Annotated in this window: 8 protein-coding genes and 9 pseudogenes; 4 read left to right on the top strand and 13 right to left on the bottom strand. The window is 57.6% G+C overall.

The annotated features are described in order from the left end of the window. Positions 1 to 304: 304 nt before the first annotated feature. Together NKI95_RS32885 and NKI95_RS32880 are read left to right on the top strand one after the other, a co-directional pair. Positions 305 to 439, top strand: a pseudogene (locus NKI95_RS32885) (transposase); the annotation flags it as partial. A 364-nt stretch (positions 440 to 803) separates the two neighbouring features. Further along, positions 804 to 1,021: pseudogene (locus tag NKI95_RS32880) on the top strand (transposase); the annotation flags it as partial. A gap of 237 nt (positions 1,022 to 1,258) precedes the next feature. On the opposite strand, the pseudogene NKI95_RS32875 reads toward NKI95_RS32880, so the two are convergent. Further along, positions 1,259 to 2,296 (bottom strand): annotated as a pseudogene (locus NKI95_RS32875) (IS110 family RNA-guided transposase). A gap of 67 nt (positions 2,297 to 2,363) precedes the next feature. Between NKI95_RS32875 and NKI95_RS32870 the strand changes: the two are divergent. Further along, positions 2,364 to 2,974, top strand: a pseudogene (locus tag NKI95_RS32870) (IS3 family transposase); the annotation flags it as partial. Between the two features lie 231 nt (positions 2,975 to 3,205). After that, positions 3,206 to 3,331, top strand: a pseudogene (locus tag NKI95_RS32865) (DDE-type integrase/transposase/recombinase); the annotation flags it as partial. A 222-nt stretch (positions 3,332 to 3,553) separates the two neighbouring features. Here the strand turns inward: NKI95_RS32865 and NKI95_RS32860 are convergent. From NKI95_RS32860 to NKI95_RS32805, 12 genes and pseudogenes are all read right to left on the bottom strand, one after another. Then, positions 3,554 to 5,131 carry a M81 family metallopeptidase gene (locus tag NKI95_RS32860; protein ID WP_352722003.1) on the bottom strand — a complete coding sequence of 526 codons (1,578 nt, stop codon included), beginning with the start codon at positions 5,129 to 5,131 and terminating at the stop codon, positions 3,554 to 3,556. A 165-nt stretch (positions 5,132 to 5,296) separates the two neighbouring features. Further along, positions 5,297 to 5,814: pseudogene (locus NKI95_RS32855) on the bottom strand (transposase); the annotation flags it as partial. A gap of 352 nt (positions 5,815 to 6,166) precedes the next feature. Further along, on the bottom strand, positions 6,167 to 6,715 hold the full coding sequence (locus NKI95_RS32850; RefSeq protein ID WP_352722002.1) for a cupin domain-containing protein: 549 nt from the start codon (positions 6,713 to 6,715) through the stop codon (positions 6,167 to 6,169). Between the two features lie 357 nt (positions 6,716 to 7,072). Then, positions 7,073 to 7,287, bottom strand: a pseudogene (locus NKI95_RS32845) (transposase); the annotation flags it as partial. Positions 7,288 to 7,509: 222 nt separating this feature from the next. After that, positions 7,510 to 7,762 (bottom strand): annotated as a pseudogene (locus NKI95_RS32840) (transposase); the annotation flags it as partial. A gap of 355 nt (positions 7,763 to 8,117) precedes the next feature. Then, positions 8,118 to 9,407, bottom strand: coding sequence for an ArgE/DapE family deacylase (locus NKI95_RS32835; protein ID WP_352722001.1), 1,290 nt, complete (start codon positions 9,405 to 9,407; stop codon positions 8,118 to 8,120). 120 nt (positions 9,408 to 9,527) lie between these two features. Then, on the bottom strand, positions 9,528 to 10,601 hold the full coding sequence (locus tag NKI95_RS32830; protein ID WP_352721999.1) for an NAD(P)H-dependent amine dehydrogenase family protein: 1,074 nt from the start codon (positions 10,599 to 10,601) through the stop codon (positions 9,528 to 9,530). Positions 10,602 to 10,669: 68 nt separating this feature from the next. Beyond that, entirely contained in the window at positions 10,670 to 11,158 is a 489-nt protein-coding gene (locus NKI95_RS32825; RefSeq protein WP_352722005.1) for a 2,4'-dihydroxyacetophenone dioxygenase family protein, read from the bottom strand. Positions 11,159 to 11,394: 236 nt separating this feature from the next. Then, positions 11,395 to 12,696, bottom strand: coding sequence for a histidinol dehydrogenase (hisD, locus tag NKI95_RS32820; protein ID WP_352721997.1), 1,302 nt, complete (start codon positions 12,694 to 12,696; stop codon positions 11,395 to 11,397). Positions 12,697 to 13,282: 586 nt separating this feature from the next. Next, positions 13,283 to 13,720 (bottom strand): annotated as a pseudogene (locus tag NKI95_RS32815) (transposase); the annotation flags it as partial. Between the two features lie 145 nt (positions 13,721 to 13,865). Beyond that, positions 13,866 to 15,047, bottom strand: a complete 1,182-nt coding sequence (locus NKI95_RS32810; RefSeq protein WP_352721995.1) for a M20 family metallopeptidase — start codon at positions 15,045 to 15,047, stop codon at positions 13,866 to 13,868. Positions 15,048 to 15,060: 13 nt separating this feature from the next. Next, a partial coding sequence (locus NKI95_RS32805; protein WP_352721993.1) for a hypothetical protein occupies positions 15,061 to 15,327 on the bottom strand: 267 nt, incomplete at its 5' end.

Genomic DNA, 15,327 nt, shown 5'->3' with positions numbered 1-15,327 from the left:
CCGATTTCATTATAGGATGCAGTGAGCATGTCATCGTGACCGAAACCGGCACGGAAATCCTCAGCAAGACGGCGCGTGAGATCCATTTCGCGTGAAGTGCGCCAGGGAAGAAGGTGACGAACGGCAGGACTTCATCATGGCAGACTGTGATGCTGAACGTCACCTAATGGCGCCGTCAAAGACAGCCGCTTCGGAGTCGGATGGCTGCGCGAGATGATTAGCTGGGCTCTGATCCTTAAAAACTGGATCGTTCGAAACTGGAGTTTCCGCAGTAACGTCCCTTGGCTGGGAGGAGCGGAAGACGATGAAGGTATCGAAGTTTTCGGACGTGCAGAACGCGTTCAATTTGGAGCAGGGATCGGACGGAGTCCCGGTCGCGGAGATCTCTCGCATGGCGGGGGTCAGCCAGGCGACGTACTTCAACTGGACAAAGATCTATGGTCCGCCCCCGATCTGCAGTGCATTTGAGGTGAACCGCGTGGTCTGCATCCATCTATCCCGCCTCACATGATGATTCTCCGGTCAACTATTATCTCGTGTATGATCCGAGGTGAGCTCTCTTCGCTGAAGTACCTGCCTGCTAACCTCTGGCGGGTTATGATCGCGACCACTGTCCCGCATACGAAACGGGAGAGCTCCAAAGGAACGGCACCACTCTGTGAAGACGGCGCCGGAGCGCCACGCCGAACAACGGCGACGTTCCCTCGGTCACCAGGCAAAGCGCGTCGCAGTGCTGCCCGATCTCGATAATTGTGACTTTTCTATATGGCGGCCTTCATAATTGCTCCCTCGGGCACCACGCCATTGATGGCGAGGCCGGGGTCTCGGTCGCGGATCTGTGCCGCAAGCACGGGGTCAGCGACGCCTCGATCGACAATTGGAAGGCCCGCTCGGCGGCATGGATGTCTCTGAGGCAAAGCGTCTGAAGAGCCTGGAGGACCAGAGCGCACGGCTGAAGCGGCTCCTGGCGGACGCCATGCTCGACAATGCGGCGCTGAAGGATCTCGTGGGAAAGAATGTATGGTCCGCCTCGTCCGTGCAAGGTGTCGCGACATCACGATGACGATTTCAGTTGCATAAATGTATCCGGCCTCTCGCGCGTGGACTGCTGTTGCAGCCAAGCCATCATGAGATCCGCACATGCCGTTCCCAATAGATGGTTCGGGCACGAAGCCCGCTTTTTTGCACAGGGCTTATGGCATGCTGATCCACTGTTTCGTCATCACGATTCCCGAGCCTTGCAATCGAGCCGCAAGCGTCAGGCGAACGCAGGATCTCCGCGTTCGTAGAGTGCACCCGGCTTGTTTAAAACCACCCAGACAATGCGTGCCATCTTGGCGGCAAGTGCGACGATGGCTTTGTTCGGATGCATGCTAGACTGAAGACCGTTGAGCCAGCTTCCCAAGCGATCGCGCGTTCGGTCCAGATGCCGAAAGCAGGATCGCGCTCCGTGCACCAGGAGCTTTCTCACATAGCGGTTGCCGCGTTTGCTGATGGCCAGCAACGTCTGTTTTCCTCCAGTCGAGTTTTGTCTGGGCACCAAGCCCAGCCATGCCGCTAGAGCGCGGGCTGTGCGGAACTGCTGCCCGTTGCCGATAGCGGCGAGCAATGCAGTCGCACCTAATGCGCCGATACCACGGATTGTCATCAGTCGGCGTGCGACGTCCTCTCGAACGGCTATCGCTTCGATCTCCTTCGTCACCTGGCGGATACGCTCTTCAAGGCGAGAGAGATCGGCGTTTAAATCGCCCAGCAGCCGGCGCAAATCGTTCTCCTCGTCATTCAAGGCGTGCGGCAGATCAAGTTTGAACAATCCCGCGCCTTGACGCAAAGGGACGCCGTATTCCAGGCAGAAAGCCCGCATCTGGTTGATCAGGCGCCCTCGAGCCGATCATCTGGTCACGAATCCTGTGCAGCGCTTGAAGATCGACCTGATCAGTTTCCTTCACGGTGACGAAGCGCATTGTCGGCCGTGTCATAGCTTCCGCGATCGCCTCAGCGTCGATGATATCGTTCTTGTTCGACTTCACGTACGGCTTCACGAATTGCGCGGGGATCAAGCGCACTGTGTGACCAAGTGCCTGTATTTCCGGGCGAGCCACTGTGAACCTGCGCAGGATTCCATGCCGACTATGCTCGGATCTGCGCGTGTAAAGAACTGCAGAAGGGTCTCTCGCCGAAAGCGGGCTTTCTGAACAGGCATGCCGTCGCAGCTCAGGCCAACGACGTGCAAAATGTTCTTGCCAATATCGATTCCATAGACAGCCGCGGGTCGCGGCAAATTACGATGCGCCATGCTACTTTCCTCCATTGATCTGACCTCCGCATGATGAGCGAGGAGGACGGGGCGGACCATCCCATTAATGGTGACGCCCGCGGCCAAGCGGAAAGCTGTCGCTCGCCTGAAGGATGCCTTCGGGATGAGCGAACGGCGGGCGTGTAAAGCCGTCGGCTGTTGCCGCATGACGGTTCGCTACGAGATCAGCGGGGCGGACGACCGCGAGGTTCGCGAGCGGATTAAAGCGATCGCACAGGAGCGTTGTCGCTTTGGCTATCGGCGTCTTCTCGTGATGCTGAGGCGTGAAGGCCTCGTCGTGAACCACAAGAAGCTGTTCCGACTCTATCGCGAGGAAAAGCTCACCATTCGCCGAGGTGGCGGCCGCGGCCGGCGCTATAGGAGCCTGGGTTGTCGGATTGTGCCTTTCCTGCATCGGCGCACATTTCCTTAAGCAGTTGTTTGCGGGAGCGGGCGATCGGGACCAGGGCGCCGATGCTGGTGCCGCTGCGTCCCGACGAACGCTGGTCGCTCGACTTCGTATGGGACCAGCTCACCGACGGGCGTCCCTTCCGCATCCTCGCCGTCGTCGACGATTGCACGCGCGAGTGCCTGGCGCTCGTGGCCGACACGTCGCTCTCGGGCATGGGGGTCGCCCGCGAACTGGATCGGCTGATCACCGAGCGCGGCCGCCAGAGGGCAAAACGACAAATACGAATCCGCGCTCGTAGCGCATCCGGGCGAGTCGTAGGGGCGGCCAGATAATGTGCTAGACTAGAACTCGCAGTTCATCTGCATACGACGGCCTGCCCGCACTTGCGTGCTTCCCGGTGCCCCGTGGCCCGGATGCGCCCAAGCTTAACGAAACCTGACAACCGAACAAACGAGCCTCTGTCGCTCCTGGCCATGATGGGATCCGCACGTCCCCGTCCGAACGACGTATGGGCGATGGATTTCGTTCACGATCAGCTCGCCACCGGCAAGATCCGTGTCCTGACGGTCGTCGACACGTTCTCACGCTACGTCCCGGTGCTTGATCCGCGCTTCAGCTATCGCACGACAGCCTTGAGCTTCGCGACATCGATTCCGACAAATGCTGCCCTCTAAGTCTGCCACTGTTCGTCCTCCTGTGGATCTGCTCGGACCGCCCGAGCACCCTCGGACACGCAGTGTAGGGCTAGTCAACCTCATCAGCAGCAAAGACCGACATACGGTCTTACGGAACAAATGGAACATAACCTTCGATCTGGTAAGACCATTAGAATGCCGCAGAAGGCGTCAAACTCGACGGCGAGTATATTGGCGAGGCTCATACTCGATCTTGTCGACAGGATGGAACGGCCGCGCGTGTTGCCAAGGCAACTGATGAACGTAGTACGAGCTCATGCCTGGCGTATCTACCGTAACCACGTGGCCAATCTTGGCGAAATTCAGCTGAAAGTGATAGCCAGAGCGAGTGACAATGATTTTGGCCTTTTCAGGATCGAGACCCATGGCTCTGAAATAGGCGGGGTCCACATAGGAGTACGGCTGGTTTGTGAGTAATACGCTGATGTTCCCGATCCTAAAGACCGCATATTTTTCAATGTACGTTTTTGTGCCGCGGTCCGACGGACCGTCGTACACGACCGGCACATTCGCACCCAGACTTACAACCTTGCCCTTGGCGGTCACGCTCGGGCTTGCGCTGGAGTATTTTCCCCCAAAATTTAGGCAGATCTCGCCTCCGATACCCGCACGATCACATGTTGCCACGGCGTCGGCATCATAGATCGGAAAGTAAGTTTCGACGTTGATCTTGTTTTCCAAAAGGTAGTTTAGGATGAAAGTGCTGTCTCCTGGGCTGCCTGCAATCACCCGGTCTCCCTGATCACCAACAATAATCGGACGAGCCGATTGTTCGATGTCCTTCAGCTGCTCCTCAAGGGTTGGGTACTTTGTGATCAGATCGTCCCGGTAGTCCCAGATCATTTTCATGATCTCATTCGCAACCTTTCGTGCCTCATCAACTTCGCCGTTTCCATAGGCCAATACGGTCTGCCCTATCGAGGGGACGTCCAAAAATTGCTGAGAGTTAAAAATGGATACATCCCATGCCCGGCCCTGCTCCACTGCATTGTGGGCATAGGCGTGTATCTCGACGAGCGGGCCGGAGAGCGTAGTGTCATTGCCCAACGTCAGCATCGGTAGGAAGGTGGCGGCCAGAACCGGATCGAACGTGCCGTCAAGAATTCCCATCGCTGCTCGGAAAGCCCGCTTTGCTGTGGCGGACTGGTCCTCGTGCGGGTTTGTTAAATAACCCGAAACGAAATCGAGGGGCGCCAGCGTGCTTTCTTTCACGTAAGCATGGAGGTCAAATGCCGCCGTAATCGGCACCTCATTGTCAACGATGGCACGGAGTCGCTCAACCAACAGACCCTCTGGGTCCGAAAGGGTCTCGGTAAGCATACCGCCATGCAGAGGAACTACGATAGCGTCGAAGTCGCCCCGCTTTGCCGCTTCAACCATGATTTCACTCACCTCGGCGAAGACTACGTCGTCCACGGGTCCACCAGATTGGGCCCGAAAAAGGGTGGGGACAATCAAATCAACGCCCGCTTCATGAGCGGAGTCAACAACCCCGCCGAACGTGGAATTTGCTCCGCGGTTGAGCTCGACGGCACCCTGGCCTTCAATAATCGTGAAGCGCTCGCGACGAGTGATGATAGGGTTGAAACTGTGGGACTCTTGGGCAATACCCCCGGTTAGAACTCGTCTCCTAGCCATGGCACCACCTCGTTTATTTATTGTTTTCCGGAGGGTAACACCGGAGGCTGCCCGAGCAAGTACCTCGCCCTGCTCGGTTAATAAACTCACCGAAATCTCGTCCTCGACTTACCGGCTTTTGGCTCAGCTATCGCCCAGACATTGGGTATTGTCGTGATTTGCCAAACAACCGGCGGCACGCTCCGGCAAGAAAACCAAAACAGGACGCTGAGCATGCTTTACTTTTGGCTGGCCTGTAAGAGTCTGTTTTGAAATTCACGGATGAGCGTTTCGGCGGATGAGATTGCCGCCCATTGCGACAAGAATTCATTGCGAGAGACGTCGAAGCGCTGCTCGTAGTCGCGCACGAGGCGGCGCCATCGGGTCATCCAGCCGAAGGTCCGCTCGACGACCCAGCGGCGGGGCAGCATCTGGAAGCCCTTCTTGTCGTCGGACCCACCGATGATCTCGACCACGAAGTCGAGATGGGGGGCTTTGTTCATGAGCTTCTGCCGGTCATAGGCGCCATCGGCGAACAGATGCTTGACCAATGGCCATCGCTGCGGATACCATTCAGGACGCCTGAGCGCCGGTACTGTCGGAGATATCGGCGGTGGTGAGCTTGACCATCAACAGCCGCCCATCCGTTCCGCATCGACGGCCATGTGTCGCAGCTTGCGGCCGACATTCTTCTTGCCGGCGTCGTAACCCCTTGTTTTAGCATGCGGAGCTTTGACCGATTGGCAGTCGATCACGCCAGCCCTGGGACTGCCCTCGCGCCCGGCTCGCTCGCGTGGAGCGTCTGCACGCGAGCGTCCGGGGCAATATCCCGATCAGCTGCAGCGCCGCTTGAAGATTTGGCGAAAGGGAAAGGCGCACGGGATGGTATTCGGCGCGATGCAGTTCGCCCGCCAATCGAGCCGATGGCGAATTGATCCGGATCCCAGGAGTGGGGGAACATTATGATGAGGTAACGGACAATGTCGGTCGGGAGCATTCCACGGGGAGGCAGTACGCGCTCGCAGCTTCATTGTCGCGCCGCACAAGCCTCAGACGGAACCCATAGCAAGCCGATTTTCAACACGGTCTCTAAGACTTCCGCCTTTCAAAGTTCATCATAGTTGCAAGCGCCATGGATCCGGCCTCTCAGTATGTGGGCGGCGAGATCGCGCTCAGTATCTCGCTTTCGCGGTCATGCACGTTGCGGAACCTGTGCGGCAAACGACTGTCAAAATAATAGCCGTCGCCTGGCCGCAAAACCTTTTTTTGATCTCCTACGGAGACCTCAACTGCGCCGGAGATAACCATTCCGGCCTCCTGCGCTGCATGGGCGAACTCTCTGCCAGAGTCTGCTCCTACGGCATATCTCTCCCGAAGCATGAGCAGTTGCCGGTTCGGGTGATTCAGCCCGATCACCCGGTAAGAGATCGTCTCAACCTTTCCTATCTCCACAAGATCGGCGGCCGAATAAAAAGGCGTGTAGGGTAGACTCGACTGGAGGTCAGAAAAAAAACCGGTAAGCGTCGTTCCAAGGGCATCCAGCACGGCCCCAAGGGTGTCAATCGAGGGGCTCATTTTATCCCGTTCCAGCAAGGAAATCGTAGAATGGGATATTCCGGATCGAATGGCGAGTTCTCGAAGGCCCAGATCGCGCCTGCGCCTCAGCTCCCGGAGCTTGCTTCCGATCTTAGGCATTAGGACCTCTTGTCGTCATATCTGCCAGCAGGGCACCCGGCGCGAGCACTGCGAACCAACACAGACGCTCAGCCGGTGAGCGGTGAAAATACTGGACAGGAGTTCCCTGCGCAATGTGCGAAATGATTACTTTGCATGATGCTCTTTGGATCAATGCACGAAGGTACCTCTATGACGTCGCTTCTCAAAGCCTCAAAGGCAAATTTGTCCAGATTAAAACCTCAAAGCGAGATGCGGGGACCGGCCCTGCAGCAATCGAAAAAGACCAGAAAGATGTGTCATCACCGTCCACGAGCGTGGACATGCAGCGGTTTGAGAATACTCACTCGCGTTCGATAAAGCAGATGACCTGAGCCCCTGAACGCCTTCCGCCTTGTGGGCGGGCAGGTTGTCCACCACGACGATGTCGCCCTCCGACAGGCTCGGGACCAGCATCTGCTCAATATAGGCCAGGAACGTTGCCGTTATGACGCCGTCGTAGACCAACGGCGCCGTCATGCCCGTTAGCCGCAGTGCTCGATGAAAATTGGTTGTCAATGGCCGTGCGACCCGCCCGCCCGGCAGCGCTCACCGCATGGCGCACAGAAACTGGACTATCTAGTCGACGGCTCGTCCAAGCAGGTGTCGAAAAGCCGAGTAAACATCGGCCTTTACCCACCCCGCTATCGGGTGAAGACGCCTTCACATGTTGATGCCGCAGTCTGCTGGAGCCAGCAGTGCACCCAAACGGAATGCCCGCGTCTCGGCAGGACGTCTCAGCGCGCGCTCAGAGGCTGAACGCTATCCGCAAGCTGTCACGCTGTGGCTACGGCGGTCCGATCGAAGAACTCGCCGGTTCTAAGCATCGCGTGTATCGTCACCGCCAGCTTTCCTACCTCTCCCTCCTGAGTTCGAGACCCCATGCCCGCAGTCCGCAGTCCTGTCGGCCGAGTTTCGGGTCGGGATGACTGTCGCCGCTTCGCAGAGCAGCGCTCGCAAGTACCGGTCGCCGCGGCGAGATATGTGGCCATCATTGTCGACTTCTCCCGATTGGTAGTGCCGGGTCGTGGCCGCGGATCTGGTTTGAGAGTTCGGTCGTGATCCTGACACCCGGGGCGTGCCGCCACAAGCGCGCCGAGACGTTGCCTTTCACCGCTCGAGTACTGATCACTTCATACGTTCGCCTGTTTTGTGCGGAGCGGTCGTTCCGCTGGCCCTGATGGAAATCCGCGAACAAGATCCCTGATCCCCGGAAGTTCCGGTCCGGGGCGATCCCCCGGCGCGATCCAAAGACCGGGGGAGCAGGCGATGACCAAAAGCCATTGCGAACCGGGGGCGTCTACATCCGGGAAGGAAGTGGGTTGCACGTGATTCTGGCGGCCCCTGAGACCACGCCTGCCAAGTCCTCATCTTCTACTGACGCTTAAGCTCGGTCGTTCGACAGGCCGCACCATTCAGCCAAGAACAAGGCCATGGTTTTTGTCACACGCTTGACCGACTCTAAGTCGACGCGCTCATCAAAACCATGTGCCTTTTCCACCGTCGGCCCGTAATTTACGCCCCACGTATCTTGGTAGAGGTTGAAGTACCGAGTATCTGACGATGCAGATGTCACCACCTCACGCATCGTCGTGCCGGTAATTTTCGCGTGGGCTCGTCGGAGGATGTCTTCCGGGACTTCAGCATGTTTTACGAAATAGCCAGCCGACATGTGTCCAAAGTATTCGATCACAGGCGGGTTGTTCGAAAGGTATGGATCATCCCGGCTCGCGTTTCTAACAGCGTCCTCTATTTCGCGGCGGGCCTCCTCCTGAGTGAAGCCGGGCATCAGCCCAACCCGCACATTCAACGCTGCACTCGCGGGTACGCTAGATGTCCACTCCCCACCGTGGATCTCTCCGATATTCACGCGAACCGGGAAAGGGTGGTCACAGTACAGGGGAACTTCGCTCTTCCGGTCGTTCCACTTGGCCTCGAGTGCTTTGACATGCGGCCACAGGGCCATTGCCTTCTCAATGGCGTTTGTCCCTACTCCAATAAACCCGGAAGCGTGCTCTGGATCCCCTTTAACGAAGATGCGCGCCCATATCAGCCCGACCTCGCCGCGGGTGAACAATTCTCCACTTGGCTCCGGTATAAATGCTGCATCGGCGCGATACCCCCGTTGGAGGCAGGCGAGTGTGCCGTTCCCTGTGCTTTCTTCTTCAACGACCGACTGAAAGTGAATTCGACCTTGCGGCGAGTATCCACTTTTCCTGACGGCGTCGAAGGCAAAAAGGGTTGCCGCCAGCCCCGATTTCATGTCCCCCGATCCGCGACCATACAACCATTTTCCGTCGATCTTGGGCTGGAATGGACCAAAACGCCATCTATCAGCGGAACCTGTAGGGACCACGTCAACGTGGCCGTTAAAAATGAGCGAGCGCCCTTGTTCTTTCGTCGGGCGATATGTGCCGACCACGTTGAACGCCTGATCATAGGAGGTGGCGACCGGACTAAACCCCGGGACATCCTTTAGTTCATTGATATCTAGCTTCCATTTATCAACATCGAGTCCCCGCCCTCGCATCGCGTCAGCCATCAGATCTTGAGCCGTGGCTTCCTGCCCTCGCAGCGAGGGTATGCCCACCAAAGCTTGTGTAAATTGAACTTGCCTTTCGAAGCCACTATCGACTGCCGTGCAAATGTCGCTCACTACTTTATCAGGTAACAAGGTTAGTCTCCTCATCGTCGGCCCGAAGCATGGATATTTGTTGGCTGCTAAGGTATCGCGGCTGCAGCGCAGTTATCACGCGATCCCGGTCTTGTTTCCTCAAGGCCGTTCCCCAGTGGTTCAATAAACCGGTTCGCCAGTACTGCTGAGCACGATCGTGTTCGTTTGAATGCTGGCTGCATGATTTTCCGACTTCGGCCAGATCGACGGTGTGCGCAACTGTTGCGAGGTGTAAAACCCTGGCGCAGAATCGAGCAATCTCGGTATCGTGTTTACGGCAACGGCAGCTGTACCAAGTCCACCAAGCTGAGAGATCTGCTCTTTGACTACCAAGTCCACCGAGGGGCTTCCGCTAATGCGGACGCTATCTCCCAAGGGTTCATCTCGATCGTCGGGATCCAGTATGCCGACCATTTCAAAACGGAGCCTTTCATCGCCCTTGGAAAGGCCAACCACCGATTGGCGGAAGCCGCAAACCCGACCCGGCTCGATTTCGATATATGATGTACGCCGGTGGCGCAAAGTAATGATCGCCGACTTGGTTTGCTGGAGCTCGTCAACTTCAAGGCCCATTGAAACTGCGACCATGCCAGCCGTTTCCAAGAGTCCGATATGGCCAATTGTGCCATCTTTGGCTCCCAAAGCGAACTCGGATTCAGTCAGTCCCGCACCAATGTGCTTCATCTCGTCTGGCCCGTAGGGAGAAAAGTCTACGATACGCCGTCCATCTACTCGGTTGACCTCCCAGCAAGGCGAGGACGCCGAGATTGGAAGAAGGTCGAGTATGAATCCGGGATTAATACCTACCGCGGTAACGCGTGCACCTGCCGTCTTTGCCTGACGATCAAGCTCCTCTGCTATGCCGACATTGGAACCAAGAGGGAAGAACAGCTCTTGCGTTATAGTGACAACGTTGATGCCTCTTGCGATCAACGATTCGATAACAGGATATGCCTCGGCTGCGAAAGCGGTCGTCGCGTGCAGAGCAACATCGGCCTTCATTTGGTGTTTCGTCTCCGGAGGCGACACCTGGATACCGTTGAGAGCCGGTTCCTGAAGCAGGTCACCTAGATCACGGCCGATTTTGTTTCGATCGTTGTCAATCGCGCCGACTATGGTTACGTCGCTGCGTCTCGCGAGCAGGCGAAGCATCAACCCACCCATTGCTCCTACGCCATATTGAATAATTCTCATTTTGATTGCTCCCAGTTGAAACGGATGGTGTTGGCGATCGCCTATTCGCCAGATGGGGATGCGAGTTGCTAACGAAGAAATTGCTCTATGTAGCCAGCGCCTCGACCGAGCGCTTTGTAGTGAAGCGAGGCGGCAGAGATTTTGGTGAAAACGTCCTCGTATCCCAAAGCCACGCCCTGAGGATCAACGTAGACGTAGCCGCCACTTACATGGAATAGCGTAATCATCTCGCTGCAATCGTCAGGCACTACGAGCGTATGTGTCTCGCCCGGCGGCTCGAAAGCGTAGTCGCCAGCCTTGGCGATCCAATCGTGTTCCAGATAATGCCACGTTCCTCGAAGTGTTACCGCATGAACCGGACCACTGTGGCGATGCCGAGAAAGAACTCCGGATTTGGTGACTCGGAGTAGATTAACGTAGTATCCCTCGCTAACGGAAAGCAGAAGCGGTTTGAACCAGACGCCGTCAGCCTGGGGGACCCACGCATCTTGGTCCGTATCCAAATCAAGGGCTCCGGACAAGAATAGGTCGGGACGGATGGCCGGCGGTTGGGGCATCTGGTACGGTTGTTTTGAAAAGTCGAGTGCATTATTCACGACATGCCTCCTCTTGAGACGAAGCAGGAAAGATCACTGCCTCTGCGGGTCCCCCTAATTCCGGGCTACAGGTGGAACGGTTCGTATTCACCGCGCGGACCTCGTAATGGCCGGGATTATGACCCGGTCTAGGTCAAATCAGATTTGCCTGGGCCGTCTGTACGGACCTCGATGAAGCAATTGGATGCCGCAATGACTCACCTAACTGAGCCCAGTTGCTTTGGGCTCAGTCGCAGCGCGGCAGCACGGCGGTGGCCTTCCAGCTTTTCGGTCGCGCTCTGACGCACTGCAGCCGGAGCCACCTCGGCGACGCCACGCTCGTCCAGCCACTGGTGGGTCGCGATCTTAACGTAGGAGCCGACCCAAAGACCACCGGTGTAGCGAGATGCGGCCATCGTCGGCAGGGTGTGGTTCGTACCACAGCATTTGTCTGAATAGACGACGCTTGCGAGTTCACCGATGAAGAGCGAGCCGTAGTTTCGAAGCTTCTTGGCGGTTGCTTGCGGATCGCGGGTGTGGACCTGCAGATGCTCCGTCGCGATGTAGTCCGAATAGGCAATCATCGTGTCTTCGTCTTCCACGGTGGTGATTTCGCCGTAATCCTTCCATGCAGCGCCTGCTACTGGAGCCGTTGGCAGGCCTTCGAGTTGTCTTTCGACTTCCTTGAGAACGTCTTCAGCAAGCTTGCGGTCAGTCGTCACGAGCCCAACACGGGTGCGGACGTCATGCTCGGCCTGCGCCAACAGATCGGATGCGATGGTTGCTGCATTGCCGGTTTCGTCGGCGACGATGAAGATCTCGCTCGGGCCAGCCAGCTGGTCGATCCCGACCTGACCAAAAACCTGGCGCTTTGCCTCGTTTACGAAGGCGTTGCCCGGACCAACGATCTTGTCGACTGCCGGAATCGTCTCGGTGCCGTATGCCATTGCCGCAATCGCCTGGGCTCCCCCAACACGAAAAATGCGATCTGCACCGGCAAGGTGGCAGCCTGCGATCATGGCCGGATGGGCGTTCGGTGGAAGGCAGGCGATTACCTGGTCGCAGCCAGCGACCTTGGCCGGAACGATGGTCATCACCGGAGCCGACAGCAGTGGATAGCGACCGCCAGGTACATAGCAGCCAACGATTTCAATAGGAATGACGCGGTGGCCAAGATGAAGTCCCGGCAAGCTTTCGATTTCGAGGGGAAGAATGGTCTTCAACTGGGCCTCAGCGAAGCGACGAACGTTAGCGATGGCAAATTCCGTGTCTTCCCGGGTCTGCGGATCGAGATCGGCGATAGCTTTCTGCTTCTCCTCCTCCGTGATTTCGAAGTTGGTCACGTCAGCCTTGTCGAAGGCAAGCGAGTATTCACGAACCGCAGCGTCCCCACGCTTGCGAACGTTCGCAATGATCTGCTTTACGGTATTCTCGACGGGGGCTGTGTCTGAGATGGCGTCCCGAGAGGGCTGCTTAATCTGGGTAAATCTGCCTTTCAGCGCTTCGAGACGCGACGTCATCAAAACCTCCTTATGTGCAACGATGATGGACGCCAGCATCGTGCAACAAAAGCAAGCCGACAACTGCTTAGCGAGCGCGCGTTCAATATACTCACCTGCTGGGCAGCTTTGTAAATGGTCGGCCGTGTGCCAAGGCGCTGATTAACGTAGAACGTGATGTTGCCCCTCGATCATAATTGGCTCTGTTCTCCTTGTGGTCCGTTCTGGAATGGGTGTTGCAAACTCGTTCGGGGTAAGGCCGCGCAGGCTCGTGTGCGGCCGGTGCTCGTTACAACACGACGACAGAACGCGCACGGGATCGCGGAGCACGAGCTTTTTTACCCGCGGCATCCGGGCCGGGAGCCTTTGCCCATATCTCTGTTCCGGGATCAGATCGGTGGCTGGAGATTCCAGCCTGTATGTTTGTCGGGCGGCTAGAGTGCCGCCTGGCAGGTTGGCGCCGCTCCGTGTCGATATTGCTGCGTTTCGCGCCTTGGCGATGCTGCTGCAGGATGTAGCACCCGCTTCGGGTACCCCATTGCGAATGCGAGATTCGAGCGCAGCATTGGGCTTTCGGGGAGATGTCCATGCCGCACCAGCTCGCGGCACGGATGCGCTGCACAAGACGGCGCAGATGGCCGCGGATCTCCTTACCCGTCGGCGTCTTGCCGGGACGCAGGATCATGGCGAGCGGGCGGCCGGTGGCGGCATCATAGACATGGATCGGCAGGAAGCAGCGCTCGTCGTAGTGGGCGTTGAAGAGCGACAGCTGCTGATGGCCATGAACGACATCGTGCGTATCGTTGATCTCGAGCGTCACGCTCTCGGGCGGCGCCGCATAGCTCGACAGCAACAGGTCGAGCAGCACGTCGCTGAGCCGGATCACGGTCTTGAGGTCGGGCAGGTTCTCCAGGCGCGAGCATGTCGGCTGCGAGCAAAGGTCGAGCCCGCTGGCGGGCAACCGTCCGCAGGCGAGCTTGAAAGCCGGGTCGGTGCGCAGTCGATCGAGATCGTTGGCATCCTCGTAGCCGCAGGCGATCGCAAAGAACCCATCGTGCGGCGGCCCAGCGCCGACCGCGAAGAGAAGCGAGCGACTCGCGGGGGCCACACCGTCCGGAAAAAGCAGGAGAAGCTTGACCTCACCAACCGCAATCAGAGAAGCCTGCTAGCTTTGTTAGGCAAAGCTGGTTCTAGGAATGAAGGAGTTCCCAACAATACCGGATAGCTAGCTCTGTTGTCGGCACCAGAACTTCGTCAGAGGCCCCGAAAGTGGGCGTGTGGATGCCGGACTCGTTGCCTGGCTCTCGACTGCCAAACAAGAAATAGATCGAAGGCACGCAGCTGGAGTAAAAGCCGAAGTCATCGCTGCCAGTGCTTGCCGCTGCTTCAACATACTTTTCGTCGCCCACGGACTGAACGACAAGCTGGCGGAAGCGTTCGACCATTTGGGCATCGTTGACCACGGGAGGCTCGCCCTCTTGGGAGGTGAAATCCGCCTTGCCCCGATGCATCGCAGCGACACCCTCGGCTATTTCGCGGACGCGACGAACCAACAGCCGCCGCCGCTCAGGACTGGCTGTTCGGATCGTTCCTGTCATGACGACCGACGGGCAGATGATGTTCCTCGCCTCGCCCCCTCGGATAGTGCCTACCGTTACGATCGCGCGATCGTCAACCGGCATTTCCCGGGACACCACCTTCTGGACCTCATTTAAGAAGGCGCCAGCGATTGCGATCGCATCCACCCCAGCATTAGGCATCGCACCATGTGCCATGGTGCCAATAAACTCGACCTCAAAATTGTCGGCCGAATTCAATACAGCGCCCGGGCGAGCACCGTAGGCCCCTGCGGCAATATGCGTACTAACGTGAAATCCAACTGCCGCATCAAACCCGTCGAGCAGCTTCTCTTGCACAACGGTGCGACCACCGACCGGTTCCTCCTCTTCCGCAGGTTGAAAAAACACACGCACTCTTCCGGAAAAGTTCTCTCGCATGCGATGAAAGGCAAGAGCCGTGCCCAAGGCGATCGACCCGTGCATGTCATGACCACAAGCGTGCATCACACCAGGCACCTGCGACCTGTATAATAGATCATCGCGGCTTTCCTGGATCGGCAGGGCATCAATGTCCCCGCGCAGTGCGATCGAACGATCTGGCCCGGCAGCAAGCCCCTGGATGTCAATGTAGACGCCGGTCTTGTGGAACGTTTTTGCTTCAGCCAGGCCGAAGCTGGTTAGCGTTTCGATAATCCTCTTCTGCGTCTTCCACTCCCGGTTCGAGAGTTCCGGCTCGCGATGCATGGCGTGACGCATCTCGATCACCACGTCACGCTCGACATCGGAGAGTAAGTTGTTGGTAAGAACATTCATTTTGAGCTCGCGGTTACTTCATTTCAATGTTTTTGCCTGATGCGAATGCTAACAATAACGAAGCGCCGAAAAACGTTGATTCGCGAGCCCCTACGCAGCGAAACTGCAAAGCGTCGAGCAAGAGGGCCACTGCCCTGCTAGCCGCCTTGATGCACGGCGATGAGGTTTTGGCGGCCTGAAGCGGCGATGTGGCCCCTGTTGGGCGCTTTTCCGCGAACCTCGTCAGGCGCCGGCGGTGATCCGTCGTGATGGCAGGTGGGGTTTGCAGGTTGCGGTCGGC

This window comes from Mesorhizobium sp. M0306 (assembly GCF_040321655.1).
GTDB lineage: Bacteria > Pseudomonadota > Alphaproteobacteria > Rhizobiales > Rhizobiaceae > Mesorhizobium.
This window is presented reverse-complemented; position numbering and strand designations above follow the sequence as displayed.